Source organism: Rhizobium sp. BK591 (assembly GCF_014195045.1).
GTDB lineage: Bacteria > Pseudomonadota > Alphaproteobacteria > Rhizobiales > Rhizobiaceae > Rhizobium > Rhizobium anhuiense.
Map to the genome: position 1 here is coordinate 1 of NZ_JACIAZ010000005.1, position 15,079 is coordinate 15,079.

Here is a 15,079-nt window from a genome sequence, read left to right on the forward strand (position 1 = left end):
CGCTGGCCGGCAGCTATGACACGATCCTCTCGGCTGCGACGTCGGTCGGCAAGAATGTGCTGCCGCGCGTCGCTGCCCTGCTCGATGTCGCCCAGCTCTCCGAGATCATCGAGGTGATCTCTGCCGATACCTTCAAGCGGCCGATCTATGCCGGCAATGCCATCCAGACGGTGCAGGCAACCGATGCCAAGAAGGTCATCACCGTACGCACCGCCTCCTTCGCCTCTGCAGCCGAAGGCGGCTCCGCGCCGATCGAGACGGTTGCAGCGGTTTCCGATCCCGCTCTGTCGCGCTTCGTCGCCGATGCGCTGTCGGCCTCCGATCGTCCGGAACTGACCTCTGCGAAGATCATCATCTCCGGCGGCCGGGCGCTCGGTTCGGCGGAAAAATTCCGGGAGGTCATCCTGCCGCTTGCCGACAAGCTCGGGGCTGCCGTCGGGGCAAGCCGTGCGGCCGTCGATGCCGGTTATGCGCCGAACGACTGGCAGGTCGGCCAGACCGGCAAGGTGGTGGCGCCGCAGCTCTATATCGCCTGCGGTATATCGGGCGCCATCCAGCATCTGGCCGGGATGAAGGATAGTAAGGTGATCGTCGCCATCAACAAGGACGAGGAGGCGCCGATCTTCCAGGTCGCCGACTACGGACTGGTCGCCGATCTCTTCGACGTCCTGCCGGAATTGCAAAAGGCGCTCTGAGCGCGTCAAATGCTTTTCTTTCGCACGTGCGAATGACTGGAAAATTATCTTTTATCGGTCTACTACTGCTGCCGGGCGATCCTTCGTCCGGCAGTATTGCTAGAAAAATGCGGCAGCGCGGGGGCGGATGCCGTGCGGGGGTTTGGAGATGAATGCGGTGTTGAAGAATATTGGTATCATCGGTGCCGGCCAGATGGGCTGTGGCATCGCGCATGTTTCGGCCGCCGCAGGTTACAGGGTTCACATCTACGACCTCTCCCAGGACCGCATCGAATCCGGCCTCGCCACCATTAACGGCAACCTCGCCCGCCTGGTGACCAACGGCAAGATGACCGAAGAGGAACGCAAGTCGACCTTGTCGTTGATATCCGGCTCGTCCGACGTCAATGATCTCGCCCCGTCCGATCTCGTCATCGAAGCCGCCACCGAGGATGAAACCGTCAAGCGCAAGATCTATGCGCAGGTCTGTCCGGTCCTGAAGCCGGAAGCGCTGCTTGCCACCAACACCTCTTCCCTTTCCATCACCCGGCTTGCCGCCGCCACCGACCGGCCCGAACGCTTCATGGGCATACATTTCATGAACCCGGTGCCGGTGATGAAGCTGGTCGAACTGGTGCGCGGCATCGCAACCGATGAAAAGACCTTCTCCGCCGCCAAGGAATTCGTCGGCACGCTGGAAAAGACCATCACCGTTGCCGAGGATTTTCCGGCCTTCATCGTCAACCGCATCCTGCTGCCGATGATCAACGAGGCGATCTACACGCTCTATGAAGGCGTCGGTACGGTCGACGCCATCGATACGGCGATGAAGCTCGGCGCCAACCATCCGATGGGGCCGCTGCAGCTTGCCGATTTCATCGGTCTCGACACCTGCCTGTCGATCATGCAGGTGCTGCATGACGGTCTGGCGGACTCGAAATATCGTCCCTGCCCGTTGCTGGTGAAATATGTCGAGGCCGGCTGGCTCGGACGCAAATCCGGCCGCGGCTTCTATGACTATCGCGGCGAAGTGCCGGTCCCGACGCGTTAAGCGGCCATCACCAGAAAGGGCGAATAGACCGAGCGCCCGCTAAATGCTTTCCTTGCCGGGAACGGGAGGAAACGCCATGTCGACCGAAACACCCATGTTCCTGCTGCAATGCTGCGTACTTATCGGAATCGCCGGCGTCTTTCTCATGAGAGGAGATGGGGACTCCTGATCAACGTCGTTACGACCCGATCGCACCCTTGATTAGCGCCTTCGCGTCTTCGCTATCCCACGCGGCCGGGCCGTTCATGGCGGAGATCAGGCAGCCCTTGTCGTTGAGCAGCAGCGTCACCGGAAGGCCGAAGGCAAGCCCTTCCTTCTTCAGGCTGTTGAAGACGCCGATCGTATTGTCGCGGTAGAGCTGCAGCGCATCGACGCCGGTTTCAGTCAGGAAGGTCTTCGGCTTCTCATCGTCGCCGGTGTCGATATTGACCGGCACGACTTGGAATTTGTCGCTGCCCATCTCCTTTTCGAGTGCGTTCAGCGCCGGCATTTCCTCGCGGCAGGGCACGCACCAGGTGGCCCAGAGATTGAGAAGCACGGTCTTGCCGGCGAAATGATCGAGCGTCAGCGGCTTGCCATCCGGCCCGTTGAAGGAAACCGCCGTCAGCTTGCGCGGCTCGGTGGCGGCAACCATGGCGGCCACCTGCCCCTTCATCAGCGGTGTGAGGCTGGCTGCGCGTTCCCTGGCAGACTTGCATTCCGCAGAAGCGGTTTCACCACCGCCATTGCCAATCCCCGTCTCCTTCACGTATACCGCTGCCGCACCGGCAACGACACCCGCAACGGCGGCCATCGCGATCCATTTCAGGGATGGCAGCCCGAGGGGTTTTCTTGTCGTCATTTCATTCTCCTGGACATGCATCCTCAAGGCGGACACCTCATGGCCGACGACACCACGGACACCAAATCCTCCAACCAGATGTGGGGCGGTCGCTTCGCCTCCGGCCCGGACGCGATCATGGAGGAGATAAATGCCTCGATCGGTTTCGACAAGAAGCTATTCGCGCAGGATATCCGCGGTTCGATCGCCCACGCGACGATGCTCGCCCATCAGGGGATTATTTCATCAGACGATAAGGACAAGATCGTTCACGGGCTAAACACGATCCTGTCAGAAATCGAAAGCGGCAATTTCGAATTCTCGCGCCAGCTCGAAGACATCCATATGAATGTCGAGGCACGCCTGGCGACGCTGATCGGACCGGCGGCCGGCCGGCTGCACACCGCCCGCTCGCGCAACGATCAGGTGGCGCTCGACTTCCGTCTCTGGGTGAAGGAAGAGCTTGAGAAGACCGAGAAGATGTTGACCGGCCTGATCGCCGCCTTCCTCGACCGCGCCGAAGAGCATGCCGAAAGCGTCATGCCCGGCTTCACCCACTTGCAGACCGCCCAGCCCGTTACCTTCGGCCATCACTGCATGGCCTATGTCGAAATGTTCGGCCGCGATCGCTCCCGCGTGCGCCACGCCATCGAGCATCTGGACGAAAGCCCGATCGGTGCTGCCGCCCTTGCCGGCACCGGCTATCCGATCGACCGCCACATGACGGCCCGGGCGCTCGGTTTCCGCGAGCCGACCCGCAACTCCATCGATACGGTCTCCGACCGCGATTTCGCCATCGAATTCCTGTCGATCGCAGCGATAACAGGCATGCACCTGTCGCGTCTGGCGGAGGAGATCGTCATCTGGTCGACCCCGCAATTCGGTTTTGTCCGTCTCTCCGACGCGTTTTCGACCGGCTCGTCGATCATGCCGCAGAAAAAGAACCCCGATGCAGCCGAACTGGTGCGCGCCAAGACCGGCCGCATCAACGGCTCGCTGGTGGCGCTGCTGACGATCATGAAGGGCCTGCCGCTCGCCTATTCCAAGGACATGCAGGAAGACAAGGAACAGGTCTTCGACGCAGCCGAGAGCCTGGAACTGGCAATCGCGGCCATGACCGGCATGGTGCGCGACCTGACCGTCAACACTGCGCGCATGAAGGCAGCGGCCGGCTCCGGCTATTCGACGGCGACCGATCTTGCCGACTGGCTGGTGCGAGAAGCGGGCCTGCCCTTCCGCGACGCCCATCATGTCACCGGCCGCGCCGTGGCGCTTGCCGAAAGCAAGGGCTGCGATCTTGCCGAACTGCCGCTCGCCGATCTGCAGGCGATCCATTCCGCGATCACCGACAAGGTCTATGACGTGCTGACCGTCGAGGCCTCGGTCGCCAGCCGCAAGAGCTTCGGCGGCACTGCGCCGTCTGAAGTGCGCAGGCAGATCGCCTTCTGGCGCGCCCGCAACTGAAGAGCAAAGGGCGGGCCGAAAAGCCGCCACGCCCCTCCTTCAGGCGCGGAAAGACCTCCAACAATCAGGGTGCACAAGGCGGATAAACTTCGCTATGAAGATGTCCATCATTCGAGATGAATGACGCCAGCACATGCCGCAGAAGAGGATATCCATGCAGAAGAGCTTGCCGCACCTCGTCCGCCTGACGGTGGTTCTCGCCGTCATCGGCCTTGCCGTTGCCGGATGCGGGCGCAAGGGCGACCTCGATCCGCCGAGCGCTGCGGCAACCAAGGAAGGCGACGTTTCCAAGCCGACGAAAAAGCCGGGAACCGTTGATAAGCCCTTCCTTCTCGACCCCCTTCTTTAAGGCATAAGCTCGTGAACCATTTCGAATACCGTGACGGCGTCCTTCATGCCGAGAATGTCTCCGTTCCCGAGATCGCCAAGGCGGTCGGCACGCCGTTTTACATCTATTCCACCGCGACGCTCGAGCGCCATTACCGCGTCTTTTCGGAAGCCTTCGCCGACATGGACTCCATGGTCTGTTATGCGATGAAGGCGAATTCGAACCAGGCGGTGCTGAAGACGCTGGGCCGTCTCGGCGCCGGCATCGACGTCGTCTCCGAGGGCGAGCTGCGCCGCGCGCTTGCCGCCGACATTCCGGCAAACCGCATCATGTTCTCAGGGGTCGGCAAGACTCCGTCCGAGATGGATTTCGCGCTTGAGGCCGGCATCTACTGCTTCAACGTCGAATCCGAGCCTGAGCTCGAAATCCTCAACCAGCGCGCCGTCAGCGCAGGCAAGAAAGCGCCGGTTTCCTTCCGCATCAACCCGGATGTCGATGCGAAGACGCATTCCAAGATCTCGACCGGCAAGAAGGAAAACAAGTTCGGCATCTCCTGGGAGCGCGCCCGCGCCATCTATGCCCATGCCGCCAGGCTGCCGGGCATCGAGGTCACCGGCATCGACATGCATATCGGCAGCCAGATCACCGAGCTCCAGCCCTTCGACGACGCCTTCAAGCTGCTGCACGACCTTGTCGCGACGCTGCGCGCCGACGGCCACACGATCCACCACGTCGATATCGGCGGCGGTCTCGGCATCCCGTATAAGGACGACAACAATCCGCCGCCGCTGCCGGATGCCTATGCGGCAATCGTCAAGAACCAGCTGCGCGGCCTGGACTGCAAGATCATCACCGAACCCGGCCGGCTGATCGTCGGCAATGCCGGTATCCTGGTGACCGAAGTCCTCTATGTGAAGGATGGCGGCGAGAAGACCTTCGTCATCGTCGACGGCGCCATGAACGATCTCATCCGCCCGACACTCTACGAAGCCTATCACGAGATCCGCCCGGTGACGATTTCGGCAGCCAACGCTCCGCGCATTCGCGCCGACGTCGTCGGTCCGGTCTGCGAGACCGGCGACTATCTGGCGCTCGACCGCGAAATGGCGATGCCGAAGCCCGGCGACCTGATGGCCGTCAGCACTGCCGGCGCCTATGGCGCAGTCCAGGCCGGCACCTATAACAGCCGCCTGCTGGTGCCCGAAGTTCTGGTCAAGGGCAGCGATTTCCATACGATTCGCCCGCGCCGAACCTACGCCGAGCTGATCGGCCTCGACTCCGTCCCGGCCTGGCTGGATTAACGCATCGGCCCGAAAATCGGAATCGATTTTCGGAAAGCACGAAGCGTAGATTCAAAATGCTAGAGCGTCCTTTGTGCGTCCGAAAGGACGCACGGCGCTCTAAAGCATGTCGCGCAAAAGTGCGCAGCGGTTTGCGATCACGACATGCGTGAAACAAAGACTTAAAGCGCCAGGAGCGATCTGAAAGATCGCGACGCGCTTTAAGCAGCCATCACTTTTTGGCGAATAAACGTGAAAAGCCGGTATTACCGGCCGTTCGCCCTCGCCTTCGCCACAAAGAGTGTTATCCTTTCGTTCATGAGCGTATTGCCCCGCAATCGCCGGAAGCGCCCTCTGTTTCAGAACGCCAGATCGCGGAGACCGGACCGATGACAAGCCCCTCAAGGCAGAAGAAAGGTGCGTTTGCGCTCCGTCCTTCGCTTGCCCGACTGGTGACGACCAAACGTCTGCTGGCGCGCGTGGTGCTGTTTTTCGAGCAGTTGCTGCCGCCTTTGATGCCGGTCCTGGCGGTCGTTGCCTTTTATCTCTGCGCCTCCTGGTTCGGCGTTTTCCGCAGCGTGCCGGACTGGCTGCGCATCCTGCTGCTGATTGCCTTTGCCGCCGCCTTTCTCGCCTCGCTCATCCCCTTCCGCAGCCTGCGCTGGCCGAAGGTCGCCGAAGCCGATCGCCTGCTGGAGGAACGCAACGGCCTGCCGCACCAGCCGGTCACCGTCCAGGAAGACGAGCCCGCCTTCGATACGCCCTTCGCCCGGGCGCTCTGGCGCGAGCACCAGACGCGCATGGCCGAAAAGATCGCAGCGCTCAATGCCGGCCTGCCGCGACCTGATATCGCCGCGCATGACCGTTTCGCCCTGCGCGCCATCCCGGCGCTGCTGCTGGTCACTGCCTTCGGTTATTCGCTGTCGATCAACGGCGGCTCGATCAGCGACGCATTGCAGGCGGCACCCGAGCAGGTGGTCAGCGATCCGGCGGTGCGCATCGACGCCTGGGTGACGCCGCCGTCTTATACCGGCCGTGCGCCGATCTATCTGACGGCCGATGGCAGCGAGCAGGCGCCGATCGGCATTCCGCAGTTTTCAGGCCTCACCGTCCGCGTCAGCGGCGGAAAGACGGCCGAAAAAGTGGTGTTCCGCAAGGCGAACGGCGAGGCGCGGGATATATCAGTGCAGGCGGATAGCAAGCCGCAGCAAGCGGCGGCAGCAGGCGGCGAGCAGCCGAATGCCGCACCCGCCAGCCAGGCCCCAGCCAGCCAGGCACTCGTCGCGCAGACGCATGTGATGAAGCTCGAGGAGAATGGCGCACTCGAAGTCAACGGCCGCCGCTGGAGCTTCGACGTGCTTCCCGACAAGGCCCCGGAAATCGCCTTCGACGGCTTGCCGAAGCCCAGCGTCAATGGCGCGCTTGAAATCGGTTTCACCGTCAAGGACGATTACGGCGTCCAGGAAGCGCATGCGGAAATCGTTCCCGTCGACACCGATCCGACGGCGACGCCGCTCTATCCGCTGCCGGAATACCGGCTGGATATCCCCCGCCGCAACGCCCGCGACGCCAAGGGCGTGACCAGCCGGAACCTGAGCGAACATCCGCTTGCCGGCAAACGCGTGCGCATCACGCTCGTCGCCAAGGATGCCGCCGGCCAGACCGGCCGCAGCCCGCCGCATGAGATGATAATGCCGTCGCGGCGCTTTAACGAGCCGCTCGCCGCCGCCGTCGCCGAAGAACGGCAGGTTTTCGCCCTCGACACCCGCAAGATGCCGCAGGCGATCGCGCTGAACGAGGCGCTGACCATCCGTCCCGAGGAGACCATCCCCAAGCTTACCAACTACCTGCTGCTCGAATCCGCCTTGACGCGCATGAAGCTCGCAAAGGGCGAGGATGCGCTGAAGGATACCGCCCAATATCTCTGGGAGATTGCGCTGGGCATGGAGGACGGCGATCTTTCGCTTGCCGAGCGCAAGCTGCGCGAAGCCCAGCAGAACCTCGCCGACGCGTTGGACCGCAACGCCCCGGATGCCGAGATCAAGAAGCTGATGGACGAGCTGCGCAAGGCGATGCAGGACTATATGAGTGAGCTCGCCCAACGCATGCAGAACGCGCCGATGCAGCCGAACCAGAATACGCAGAACATCCTGCGCCAGCAGGATCTGGAACGGATGATGGATCAGATCGAGAATCTCGCCCGCTCCGGCAATCGTGACGCTGCCCAGCAGATGCTGTCGGAATTGCAGCGGATGATGAACAACCTGCAGGCGGGCCGACCGCAGCGCGGCCAGCAGAGCCAGGAAAACAGCGAAGCCCGCAAGCAGATCGACAAGCTCGGCGAGATCCTGCGCGACCAGCAGAAGCTGATGGAACAGACCTTCCGGCTCGACCAGCAGCTCAGGGACCGCATGCAGCGCGGCGAGCCTGACATGGGCGAGAGCGATCCGCTGCTCGACGAGATGAACCCCGGAGACAACGGCGAGCCGCAGGATCAGCAGCAGGGCCAGCAAGGTAAGGAAGGCCAGCAGCCCTCCGACCAGATGACGGCCGAACAGCTACGCGAGGCGCTGAAGCAGCTGCGCGCCCACCAGGATGCACTGGGCAGGCAGCTCGGCGAATTGCAGAAAAGACTCGGCGAGATGGGCATGAAGCCCGGCCCCGGCTTCGGCCAGGCGCAGCGCGAAATGGAAGGCGCCGGCCGTGAACTCGGCCAGGGCCGCGGCCAGCCGGCCATCGAGGGCCAGGGCCGCGCGCTGGAAGCGCTTCGCCAGGGCGCCCGCGACATGATGAACCAGATGATGCAGGCGCAGCAGGGCCAGCAGGGTCAGGGTCCGAATGGCCAGGTGGGCCAGGGCGATCAGAATGGCCGCGACCCGCTCGGCCGGCCGCGCCGGCCCCAGGGACCGGAATTCGGCGATAACAGCGTGAAGGTGCCCGACGAAATCGACGTTCAGCGGGCGCGAGAAATCCTCGACGCAATTCGCGAAAAGCTTGGCAACAATCCGCCGCAGGAAATGGAACGGCGGTACCTCGAACGGCTGCTGGATATCCAGTAGGCCTGACGCCACCGGATCTTGGATAGGATGATTTTAGGCCGGACCGGCCTAAAATCTGAATCCGGATCTATCAACAAATAGAGCGGGATACCGTTCGAAAACCGCTCACGCCTTCCAGCATCGTCCTCTACGCGACGAGCGCCCGGGCGACCGCCTTGCGGATATCGGGAAGCGCGAACGGTTTGGCGACGACATCGATGATCTTTTCGGCAAGATCGTCGGCCCGTTCGCGCTGTTCGGCATAACCGGTCATCAGCAGGATCTTCAGGCTGGGAAAAGCGTCTTTCGCCTGATGGGCGAGTTCAATACCGTCCATCACAGGCATGCGGATATCTGAAAGCAGCAGATCGTAGACCCCATCCTTGAGCTTTTCCAGGCCCTCGGCCCCGTCGGCCGCCTCATCGGTCTCGTGGCCATCAAGCCGCAGGGCCCGGGCTACAAAAGACCGCAGGGAATCCTCGTCTTCCGTGATCAGAATTCTTGCCATATGTGCATCGCTCCGTGTCAGCCCCGCGACGGAAATCACCAGACTTTCCTTTTCGATCGGTAAAGATGACGAAGCGATGGACGAGATGGTTAACAACCCGTCTCGAACAGTAAGATAGCACCACGGGGCGCGCAAAAGCGCTGCAACATTTAGAGCCTTTCCGGGTTAGCTTGCAGCATTCTGCCGGAGCAGGTTTTTGTCAGGGCAGAGGCGATTGGCGACGGGCATACCCCAAGGTACGTCCGAGCCGATCGCCTCTGATCCTGGCGCAAAGATGCCCGGCCCTTCGGGTTGGCTGAAGCGGGCCGGCTGATCGACCGGCCATCCGACTCCGCTTGAGCCAACAGAATGCTGCAATCTAACTCGGAAAGGCTCTAGCTGTCGCTCAGGCGTCCCCGGTGACCACGCCGACGAAGGGCAGTTCGCGAAAGGCATAGGCGACATCCATGCCATAGCCGACGACAAAATAGTCAGGGCATTCGAAGCCGACATAATCGGCCTCCAGCTTTTCCTTGCGCTTCACGCGCTTGTCGAGCAGCACGGCGATGGTGACGTTGCGCGCCCCGCGCTCGAAGAGCAATTCCTTGGCAAAGAGCAACGTCCGGCCGGATTCGAGGATATCGTCGATCAGCAGGACATCGCGGCCATGCACGTCGCTGTCGATATCCTTGACGATGCGCACGCCCTGCGAAACCGTACCGATGCCGTAACTCGACAGCGTGATGAACTCGACCTCCGGGGCAAGCCCGGTGTCATGCAGGGCGCGGATCAGGTCGGCGGCAAAGATGAAGGACCCCTTGAGCACGGCGATGACCAGCAGGTCCTTGGTCGGGCCGTCGGCGATCTCGCGCGCCATCGAATGATTGCGCTCGGCGATCTGCTCGGCGGTGAAAAGCGGCTCGATGTTTTTTCCGCGCACGACAGGCATAAGGGCTTGCTCCATGAAAAGAAGGGTAAGCCGTTAGCACATATGCGAGCCTGAAACAGCCTCGCCAGCCATGAAATTAACGGGATTGGCGCGACCCGTGGCAAGAAAACCGGCCATTCCATGCCCGGCGCGCTCTATGGCAGGAAGGACAGCCGGACCTCCGGCATCTTTCCGCCGGCATGCTGGACGCGCGCCGAGAAGCCCCGGCTTTGGCCGCTATAGATGACATCGGCCGGCGGGTTGATGACAACGCTTGCGGTCAGCCGCTCGTCGGTCACGAGGTCGGCACGGATCGGCTGCACCGTCTGCGTCGTGCCGCTGTCGTTTTCGATGATGCCGTTGATGACGAGCACCCGCATGCCGTTCGCATCACGCGGCGTCACCGTGACATGGCTGAAATGCAGCGGCACGCCGGAATAGGCTCGCTCGCCGGAAAGGCCGGAAAAACCGCCCGCGAGCCCGAAGACGAGCACGATGAGCCCCAGCACCAGTGCTGCGAAGCTGCGCATCGACGCGCGCTGCAGCCAGGATTCCACTGTCTGCAGAATGGAAGCGGCCATCGCCGGCAGGAGCGGCGGCTGTGCGGCCTGTGCCGCAGCCATGCGTTTGCGGTTGTCGTTAGGGGTCCTGGCAGTGTATTCCCGAGGCCGCACTTTGCCGAGGGTGACGAATTCGGCGTCGGAGATATCGGCAGCACGCGCCGAGCGGTACTGGCGGCTGGCGGGTTCGGGCGGCAGGAAATCATAGGCCTGGCTCGGTGTCCGGCGGCTGAAGGAGGATGCTTCCATGGTGGCTGCCTCGCAGATGTCCACATGGTTTCGATGCCAGGGGAAATCTTGGCATTGAAACGAATCCCGCTCAGTCGTAAATTTTAATGGTTAATGCTTCGCAAAGATTGCCATCAAACGGGCGTCTTTCCGGCAAAATTTACCGGCTGTTAACGGTGTTGGTTAACAAGTCACGCGGTGAAACCCACAACAGACTGAGCTGCCCGTTGATCCACTTCGAGAATGTCGGTTTGCGCTATGGCATGGGCCCGGAAATCCTCCGGGACCTGACCTTCGACATTCCGAAGAAATCCTTCCAGTTTCTGACGGGGCCATCGGGCGCCGGCAAGACCTCGCTGCTGCGGCTGCTCTTCATGTCGCTGCAGCCGACACGCGGCCTGATCCGCATGTTCGGGCGCGACATTTCCGAAATCCCCCGGCCCGAGCTGCCGTTGTTGCGCCGTCGCGTCGGCATCGTCTTCCAGGATTTCCGCCTCCTCGATCATCTCACCACCTATGAGAATGTCGCTTTGCCCTTACGGGTGCGCGGCAAGGATGAGAGTTCCTACAAGACCGACGTCCTGGAACTGTTGAAATGGGTCGGTCTTGGCGAACGCATCAACGTGCTGCCGCCCGTGCTCTCCGGCGGCGAGAAGCAGCGCGCCGCCATCGCCCGGGCGCTGATGGACCGGCCGGAGGTGCTGCTTGCCGACGAACCCACCGGCAATGTCGACCCGCCCATGGCCAAGCGCCTGCTCAATCTTTTCCTCGAGCTGAACCGCCTCGGCACCGCGGTCGTTATAGCCACCCATGACCTGGCGCTGATGGAGCAGGTGGAGGCCCGCCGCATGATCCTCTCGGGGGGGCATCTCGATATCTATGACTGAGCCCCCATCCGGAAACCGAGACAAGGCGCCTGGTAAGGCGGAGCAGAAGCGACCGGAAATGCGCGTGCGCCCGACCGCGCCGATCCTGCCGCCATCCAACATCCAGGGCAGCGCGTTGATGGTGGTGATATCGATCATGGCCTTTCTCGCCTGCCTGACGCTCGGCGGCGTCAGCATGGTGCGCTCGACGGCGGCAAGCTGGGAGAGCCAGATCTCCCGCGAGATCACCATCCAGATCAAGCCGGACGACAATCTCGACATGGAAAAGGCGCTGACCCAGGCGCGCGACCTGGCGCTGACTTTCGTCGGCACCAAGAGCGGCCAGATCGTCGACGAGGCGGCGACCGCCCGCCTGCTCGAGCCCTGGCTCGGCCCCGGCCTCGATCTCAAGGATCTGCCCGTCCCTCGCCTCGTCATCATCACCATCGACGAGAGCAATCCACCGGATTTCGATTCGATGCGGTCGCTGCTGAAGGACAGTATCCCGCAGGCCACCCTCGACGACCACCGCACCTGGGTCGACCGGCTGGTGTCCATGGCCCACACAACTGTCATGATCGGCACCGGTATCCTGCTCCTGGTCTTCACGGCGATGGTGCTCACCGTCGTCTTCGCCACGCGTGGCGCGCTGTCGGGTAACCGTCACGTCGTCGAAGTGCTGCATTTCGTCGGCGCCGAAAGCTCCTTCGTCGCCACTGAATTCCAGAAGCATTTCCTGAAGATCAGCCTCAAGGGCTCGGCAATCGGCAGCGCGCTTGCCGCGCTGTTCTTTGCCAGCGCCGGGTTCTGGCAGAGCCGCACCCTCGCCACCCCCGAAACCGACCAGGCGACCGCGCTCTTCGGCACCTTCTCGGTCGGTGTGCTTGGTTATGCCGGCATCTTCGCGACGATGATCGTCATCGCGCTCCTGACCACCTTCACCGCTCGCCTGACCGTCATGCGGACGATCTACGAAATCGATACACTGCGCTCGGACCCGACACGCACCGACGGCATCGCAAGTTGATCGTGACCATGCCGTTTTACCACGAAAGCGTCTGTTCTGCGCCGCAATCAGCGTATAATCACGATTCATGACCATGGGACATACGACACCCAACCCGACTCAGCAGGACCCGGAGCTTGACCGCCCGGCGGGTGTGCCGCCGCGGCGCGGGCCGATCCGCCGCCTGCTGCGCTGGGGCGGCTTTGCCTGCGTGCTGGCAATGGCCCTGGTGTTCGGCGGTTTCCTGCGTTTTGCCGATTCCGTGACGACGCTGAAGCCGCCGGCCGAGCCGAAGGCGGATGCGATCGTCGTCCTGACCGGTGGCTACCAGCGTATCGACCAGGCCGTGGAACTGCTGCAGAAGGGTGCCGGCAAGCGCTTGCTCATTTCCGGCGTTCACCCGACGACGACGCCGGCGCAGATCCGCAGGATGACCCAGGGCTCGGCCGATCTCTTCTCCTGCTGCGTCGATATCGGCTATGATGCGATCGACACGATCGGCAATGCCGAGGAAGCTTCGAACTGGATCCATGCCAAGGGATACCGGAGCGTTTTGATCGTCACCAACAACTACCACATGCCGCGAAGCCTCGCGGAGCTCTCCTATGTCGATCCCGACATCGACTTCATCGCTTATCCCGTGGTCAATTCGGATTTGAAGAGCCGCAACTGGTTCACCGACCCGAATGCGATGCGCGTCATGCTTGCCGAATATGTGAAAGTGCTGCTGACCGGCGCCCGCAACATCACCGGCTTCGGCCGTCACACCGGGCTGCGCTCGGCAAATGCGTCCGGCCCGCAATAGACGCGCCGCGCGTCGAGCCGAATTCGCGCGACGCGCTTTAAGCCTTGTTTTATGCAAGTCGTTGTCCCAAAACCGCTGCGCAGTTTTGGGCGACATGCACGAGCCTTTTGCGTCAGGGCGTCATCAAACGCTTTTTATGACGGACAATATCGTGTAGGCCGGTCGCGTGAGCATGCCTCGGGAAAGTTTCATGATCGCCCTGCGTTCCGTTCTCTTCAATACGATCTTCTACGCCAACCTCATCATCCGGATGATCGTGCTCTCGCCATATTATTTCGTGGTGCCGCGCAAGATCGCCTATGCGATCCCGAAGAACTGGGCCCGCTCCAACCACTGGCTGATGCGGGTGATCGTCGGCACGACCTTCGAGATCGAGGGGCTGGAGAACCTGCCGGGTGACAGTTACATCCTGGCGCCGAAGCACCAGTCCTTCTGGGATACCTACGCGCTGCTGCCCTGGCTCAAGGACCCGGTCTATATCCTGAAGCGCGAACTGATGTGGATTCCGCTCTTCGGCTGGTATGCGAAGAAACAGCGCATGATCCCGGTCGATCGCGGCGCCCGCGGCAAGGTGATGGTGGAAGTGCTGAAACGCACCAAGGACGAGCTTTCCACCGGCCGGCAGCTGATCATCTATCCCGAGGGCACTCGCCGCCCGCCGGGCGCCGAGCCGGTCTACAAATATGGCATTGCCCGCATGTACCGCGATCTCGGCATCCCGGTCGTTCCGGTCGCCATGCACCCTGGTCTCTTCTGGCCGCGGCGCAGCATTCGCCGTTATCCCGGCCATTTCAAGGTGAGGATCCTGCCGCCGATCATGCCGGGAATGGACCCGGACGCCTTTTTCGCCCAGCTGATCGAGGTGTCGGAGCGGGCAAGCGACGAGCTTCTGCTCGAAACCGTCGAACGAAACCCGCATCTGCCGCTGCCGCCGACGGCGATCGAGAGGCTGGCGGAGCTGCGCAAACTGAACGCCGCGACCGTCTAGATTAAGATCAGGCGGCGCGCAGCCGTTCCACCTCGTGGACGACCTGCTCCAGCCAATGGTCGCGAATGCCCATCTGCTTCAGATGCGTCAGCGTGTTGAAGACATAGGCATCATTCGGACCGGACTGGCCTTTTGCTTCGTTCACCACCCGTGCCGCGGCACGCGCATCGAGGGCGCCGGCATATTGCTCATGGTCGCGGTCGATGATGTAGGCGACCGCTTCCACCCGGCGCCGGCCGGCAAGCTGCAGCCGCACCCGGCGCTCCAGGTAGACATTGGTGACCAGCTCGCGGGCGCGGAGATAATCGATCACCTCATCCCATTTTTCCGCGGAAATGCGGAAAGCCATGCCGCGGCAGGCGCCACCCCTGTCGAGGCCGAGAACCAGGCCAGGATTGTCGCGTGTGCCGCGATGGACAAAGGAACGGACACAGAGTGAACGCCTGTAGCCATAGACCAGAGCCTCTGCCCGCTCCATGAACTCGAAGCCCGGATTCCACATCAGTGAACCGTAGCCAAATACCCAAAATTCGTCCATATCGCACGCCAAGACCGG

At 62.2% G+C, this 15,079-nt stretch carries 15 protein-coding genes; 10 read left to right on the forward strand and 5 right to left on the reverse strand.

Going from position 1 to position 15,079, the window contains the following annotated elements:
* The coding region (locus FHX10_RS21935; protein WP_183845245.1) for an electron transfer flavoprotein subunit alpha/FixB family protein at positions 1-695 on the forward strand (695 nt) is incomplete at its 5' end.
* 148 nt (positions 696-843) lie between these two features.
* Positions 844-1,725 carry a 3-hydroxybutyryl-CoA dehydrogenase gene (locus FHX10_RS21940; RefSeq protein ID WP_028756415.1) on the forward strand — a complete coding sequence of 294 codons (882 nt, stop codon included), beginning with the start codon at positions 844-846 and terminating at the stop codon, positions 1,723-1,725.
* 178 nt (positions 1,726-1,903) lie between these two features.
* Here the strand turns inward: FHX10_RS21940 and tlpA are convergent, their stop codons facing one another.
* Entirely contained in the window at positions 1,904-2,566 is a 663-nt protein-coding gene (tlpA, locus tag FHX10_RS21945) for a thiol:disulfide interchange protein TlpA (RefSeq protein ID WP_063476296.1), read from the reverse strand.
* Between the two features lie 39 nt (positions 2,567-2,605).
* Here tlpA and argH point away from each other — a divergent pair, with 39 nt between their 5' ends.
* From argH to FHX10_RS21965, 4 genes are all read left to right on the forward strand, one after another.
* Entirely contained in the window at positions 2,606-4,009 is a 1,404-nt protein-coding gene (argH, locus tag FHX10_RS21950) for an argininosuccinate lyase (protein ID WP_028756417.1), read from the forward strand.
* A 154-nt stretch (positions 4,010-4,163) separates the two neighbouring features.
* Positions 4,164-4,358, forward strand: a complete 195-nt coding sequence (gene lptM, locus FHX10_RS21955; protein ID WP_028756418.1) for an LPS translocon maturation chaperone LptM — start codon at positions 4,164-4,166, stop codon at positions 4,356-4,358.
* Positions 4,359-4,369: 11 nt separating this feature from the next.
* Positions 4,370-5,638 carry a diaminopimelate decarboxylase gene (gene lysA, locus FHX10_RS21960; RefSeq protein WP_028756419.1) on the forward strand — a complete coding sequence of 423 codons (1,269 nt, stop codon included), beginning with the start codon at positions 4,370-4,372 and terminating at the stop codon, positions 5,636-5,638.
* Positions 5,639-6,006: 368 nt separating this feature from the next.
* Positions 6,007-8,676, forward strand: coding sequence for a TIGR02302 family protein (locus FHX10_RS21965; RefSeq protein ID WP_184390243.1), 2,670 nt, complete (start codon positions 6,007-6,009; stop codon positions 8,674-8,676).
* Positions 8,677-8,803: 127 nt separating this feature from the next.
* Here the strand turns inward: FHX10_RS21965 and FHX10_RS21970 are convergent, their stop codons facing one another.
* The 3 genes from FHX10_RS21970 to FHX10_RS21980 form a co-directional block, all read right to left on the reverse strand.
* A complete protein-coding gene (locus FHX10_RS21970; protein ID WP_018495840.1) occupies positions 8,804-9,163 on the reverse strand; it encodes a response regulator in 360 nt (119 codons plus the stop codon).
* Between the two features lie 385 nt (positions 9,164-9,548).
* Positions 9,549-10,091, reverse strand: a complete 543-nt coding sequence (hpt, locus tag FHX10_RS21975) for a hypoxanthine phosphoribosyltransferase (protein WP_028756421.1) — start codon at positions 10,089-10,091, stop codon at positions 9,549-9,551.
* A 134-nt stretch (positions 10,092-10,225) separates the two neighbouring features.
* A complete protein-coding gene (locus tag FHX10_RS21980) occupies positions 10,226-10,879 on the reverse strand; it encodes a membrane protein (protein ID WP_047616119.1) in 654 nt (217 codons plus the stop codon).
* Between the two features lie 206 nt (positions 10,880-11,085).
* Between FHX10_RS21980 and ftsE the strand changes: the two genes are divergently transcribed.
* From ftsE to FHX10_RS22000, 4 genes are all read left to right on the forward strand, one after another.
* Positions 11,086-11,745 (forward strand): cell division ATP-binding protein FtsE, encoded by a 660-nt coding sequence (ftsE, locus tag FHX10_RS21985; protein ID WP_003567051.1) that lies wholly within the window; start codon positions 11,086-11,088, stop codon positions 11,743-11,745.
* The gene (locus FHX10_RS21990) at positions 11,738-12,751 is read left to right on the forward strand and encodes a cell division protein FtsX (RefSeq protein ID WP_028756423.1); all 1,014 of its coding nucleotides are present in this window, start codon (positions 11,738-11,740) and stop codon (positions 12,749-12,751) included. Before ftsE ends, FHX10_RS21990 begins: the two co-directional genes overlap by 8 nt.
* A gap of 67 nt (positions 12,752-12,818) precedes the next feature.
* The gene (locus FHX10_RS21995) at positions 12,819-13,535 is read left to right on the forward strand and encodes a YdcF family protein (RefSeq protein WP_028756424.1); all 717 of its coding nucleotides are present in this window, start codon (positions 12,819-12,821) and stop codon (positions 13,533-13,535) included.
* 190 nt (positions 13,536-13,725) lie between these two features.
* Positions 13,726-14,523, forward strand: a complete 798-nt coding sequence (locus FHX10_RS22000; protein WP_047615877.1) for a lysophospholipid acyltransferase family protein — start codon at positions 13,726-13,728, stop codon at positions 14,521-14,523.
* Positions 14,524-14,530: 7 nt separating this feature from the next.
* On the opposite strand, the gene FHX10_RS22005 is transcribed toward FHX10_RS22000, so the two are convergent.
* Complete coding sequence (locus FHX10_RS22005) at positions 14,531-15,061, reverse strand: gamma-glutamylcyclotransferase (RefSeq protein ID WP_047615472.1); 531 nt, start codon at positions 15,059-15,061, stop codon at positions 14,531-14,533.
* Positions 15,062-15,079 lie beyond the last annotated feature (18 nt).

Coding starts and splice junctions, on each gene's coding strand:
- FHX10_RS22000 (WP_047615877.1), top strand. CDS start 13,726: ATGATCGCCCTGCGTTCCGTTCTCTTCAATACGATCTTCTACGCCAAC.
- lptM (WP_028756418.1), top strand. CDS start 4,164: ATGCAGAAGAGCTTGCCGCACCTCGTCCGCCTGACGGTGGTTCTCGCC.
- FHX10_RS21980 (WP_047616119.1), bottom strand. CDS start 10,879: ATGGAAGCATCCTCCTTCAGCCGCCGGACACCGAGCCAGGCCTATGAT.
- argH (WP_028756417.1), top strand. CDS start 2,606: ATGGCCGACGACACCACGGACACCAAATCCTCCAACCAGATGTGGGGC.
- hpt (WP_028756421.1), bottom strand. CDS start 10,091: ATGCCTGTCGTGCGCGGAAAAAACATCGAGCCGCTTTTCACCGCCGAG.
- FHX10_RS22005 (WP_047615472.1), bottom strand. CDS start 15,061: ATGGACGAATTTTGGGTATTTGGCTACGGTTCACTGATGTGGAATCCG.
- FHX10_RS21990 (WP_028756423.1), top strand. CDS start 11,738: ATGACTGAGCCCCCATCCGGAAACCGAGACAAGGCGCCTGGTAAGGCG.
- FHX10_RS21970 (WP_018495840.1), bottom strand. CDS start 9,163: ATGGCAAGAATTCTGATCACGGAAGACGAGGATTCCCTGCGGTCTTTT.
- tlpA (WP_063476296.1), bottom strand. CDS start 2,566: ATGACGACAAGAAAACCCCTCGGGCTGCCATCCCTGAAATGGATCGCG.
- FHX10_RS21995 (WP_028756424.1), top strand. CDS start 12,819: ATGACCATGGGACATACGACACCCAACCCGACTCAGCAGGACCCGGAG.
- FHX10_RS21965 (WP_184390243.1), top strand. CDS start 6,007: ATGACAAGCCCCTCAAGGCAGAAGAAAGGTGCGTTTGCGCTCCGTCCT.
- FHX10_RS21940 (WP_028756415.1), top strand. CDS start 844: ATGAATGCGGTGTTGAAGAATATTGGTATCATCGGTGCCGGCCAGATG.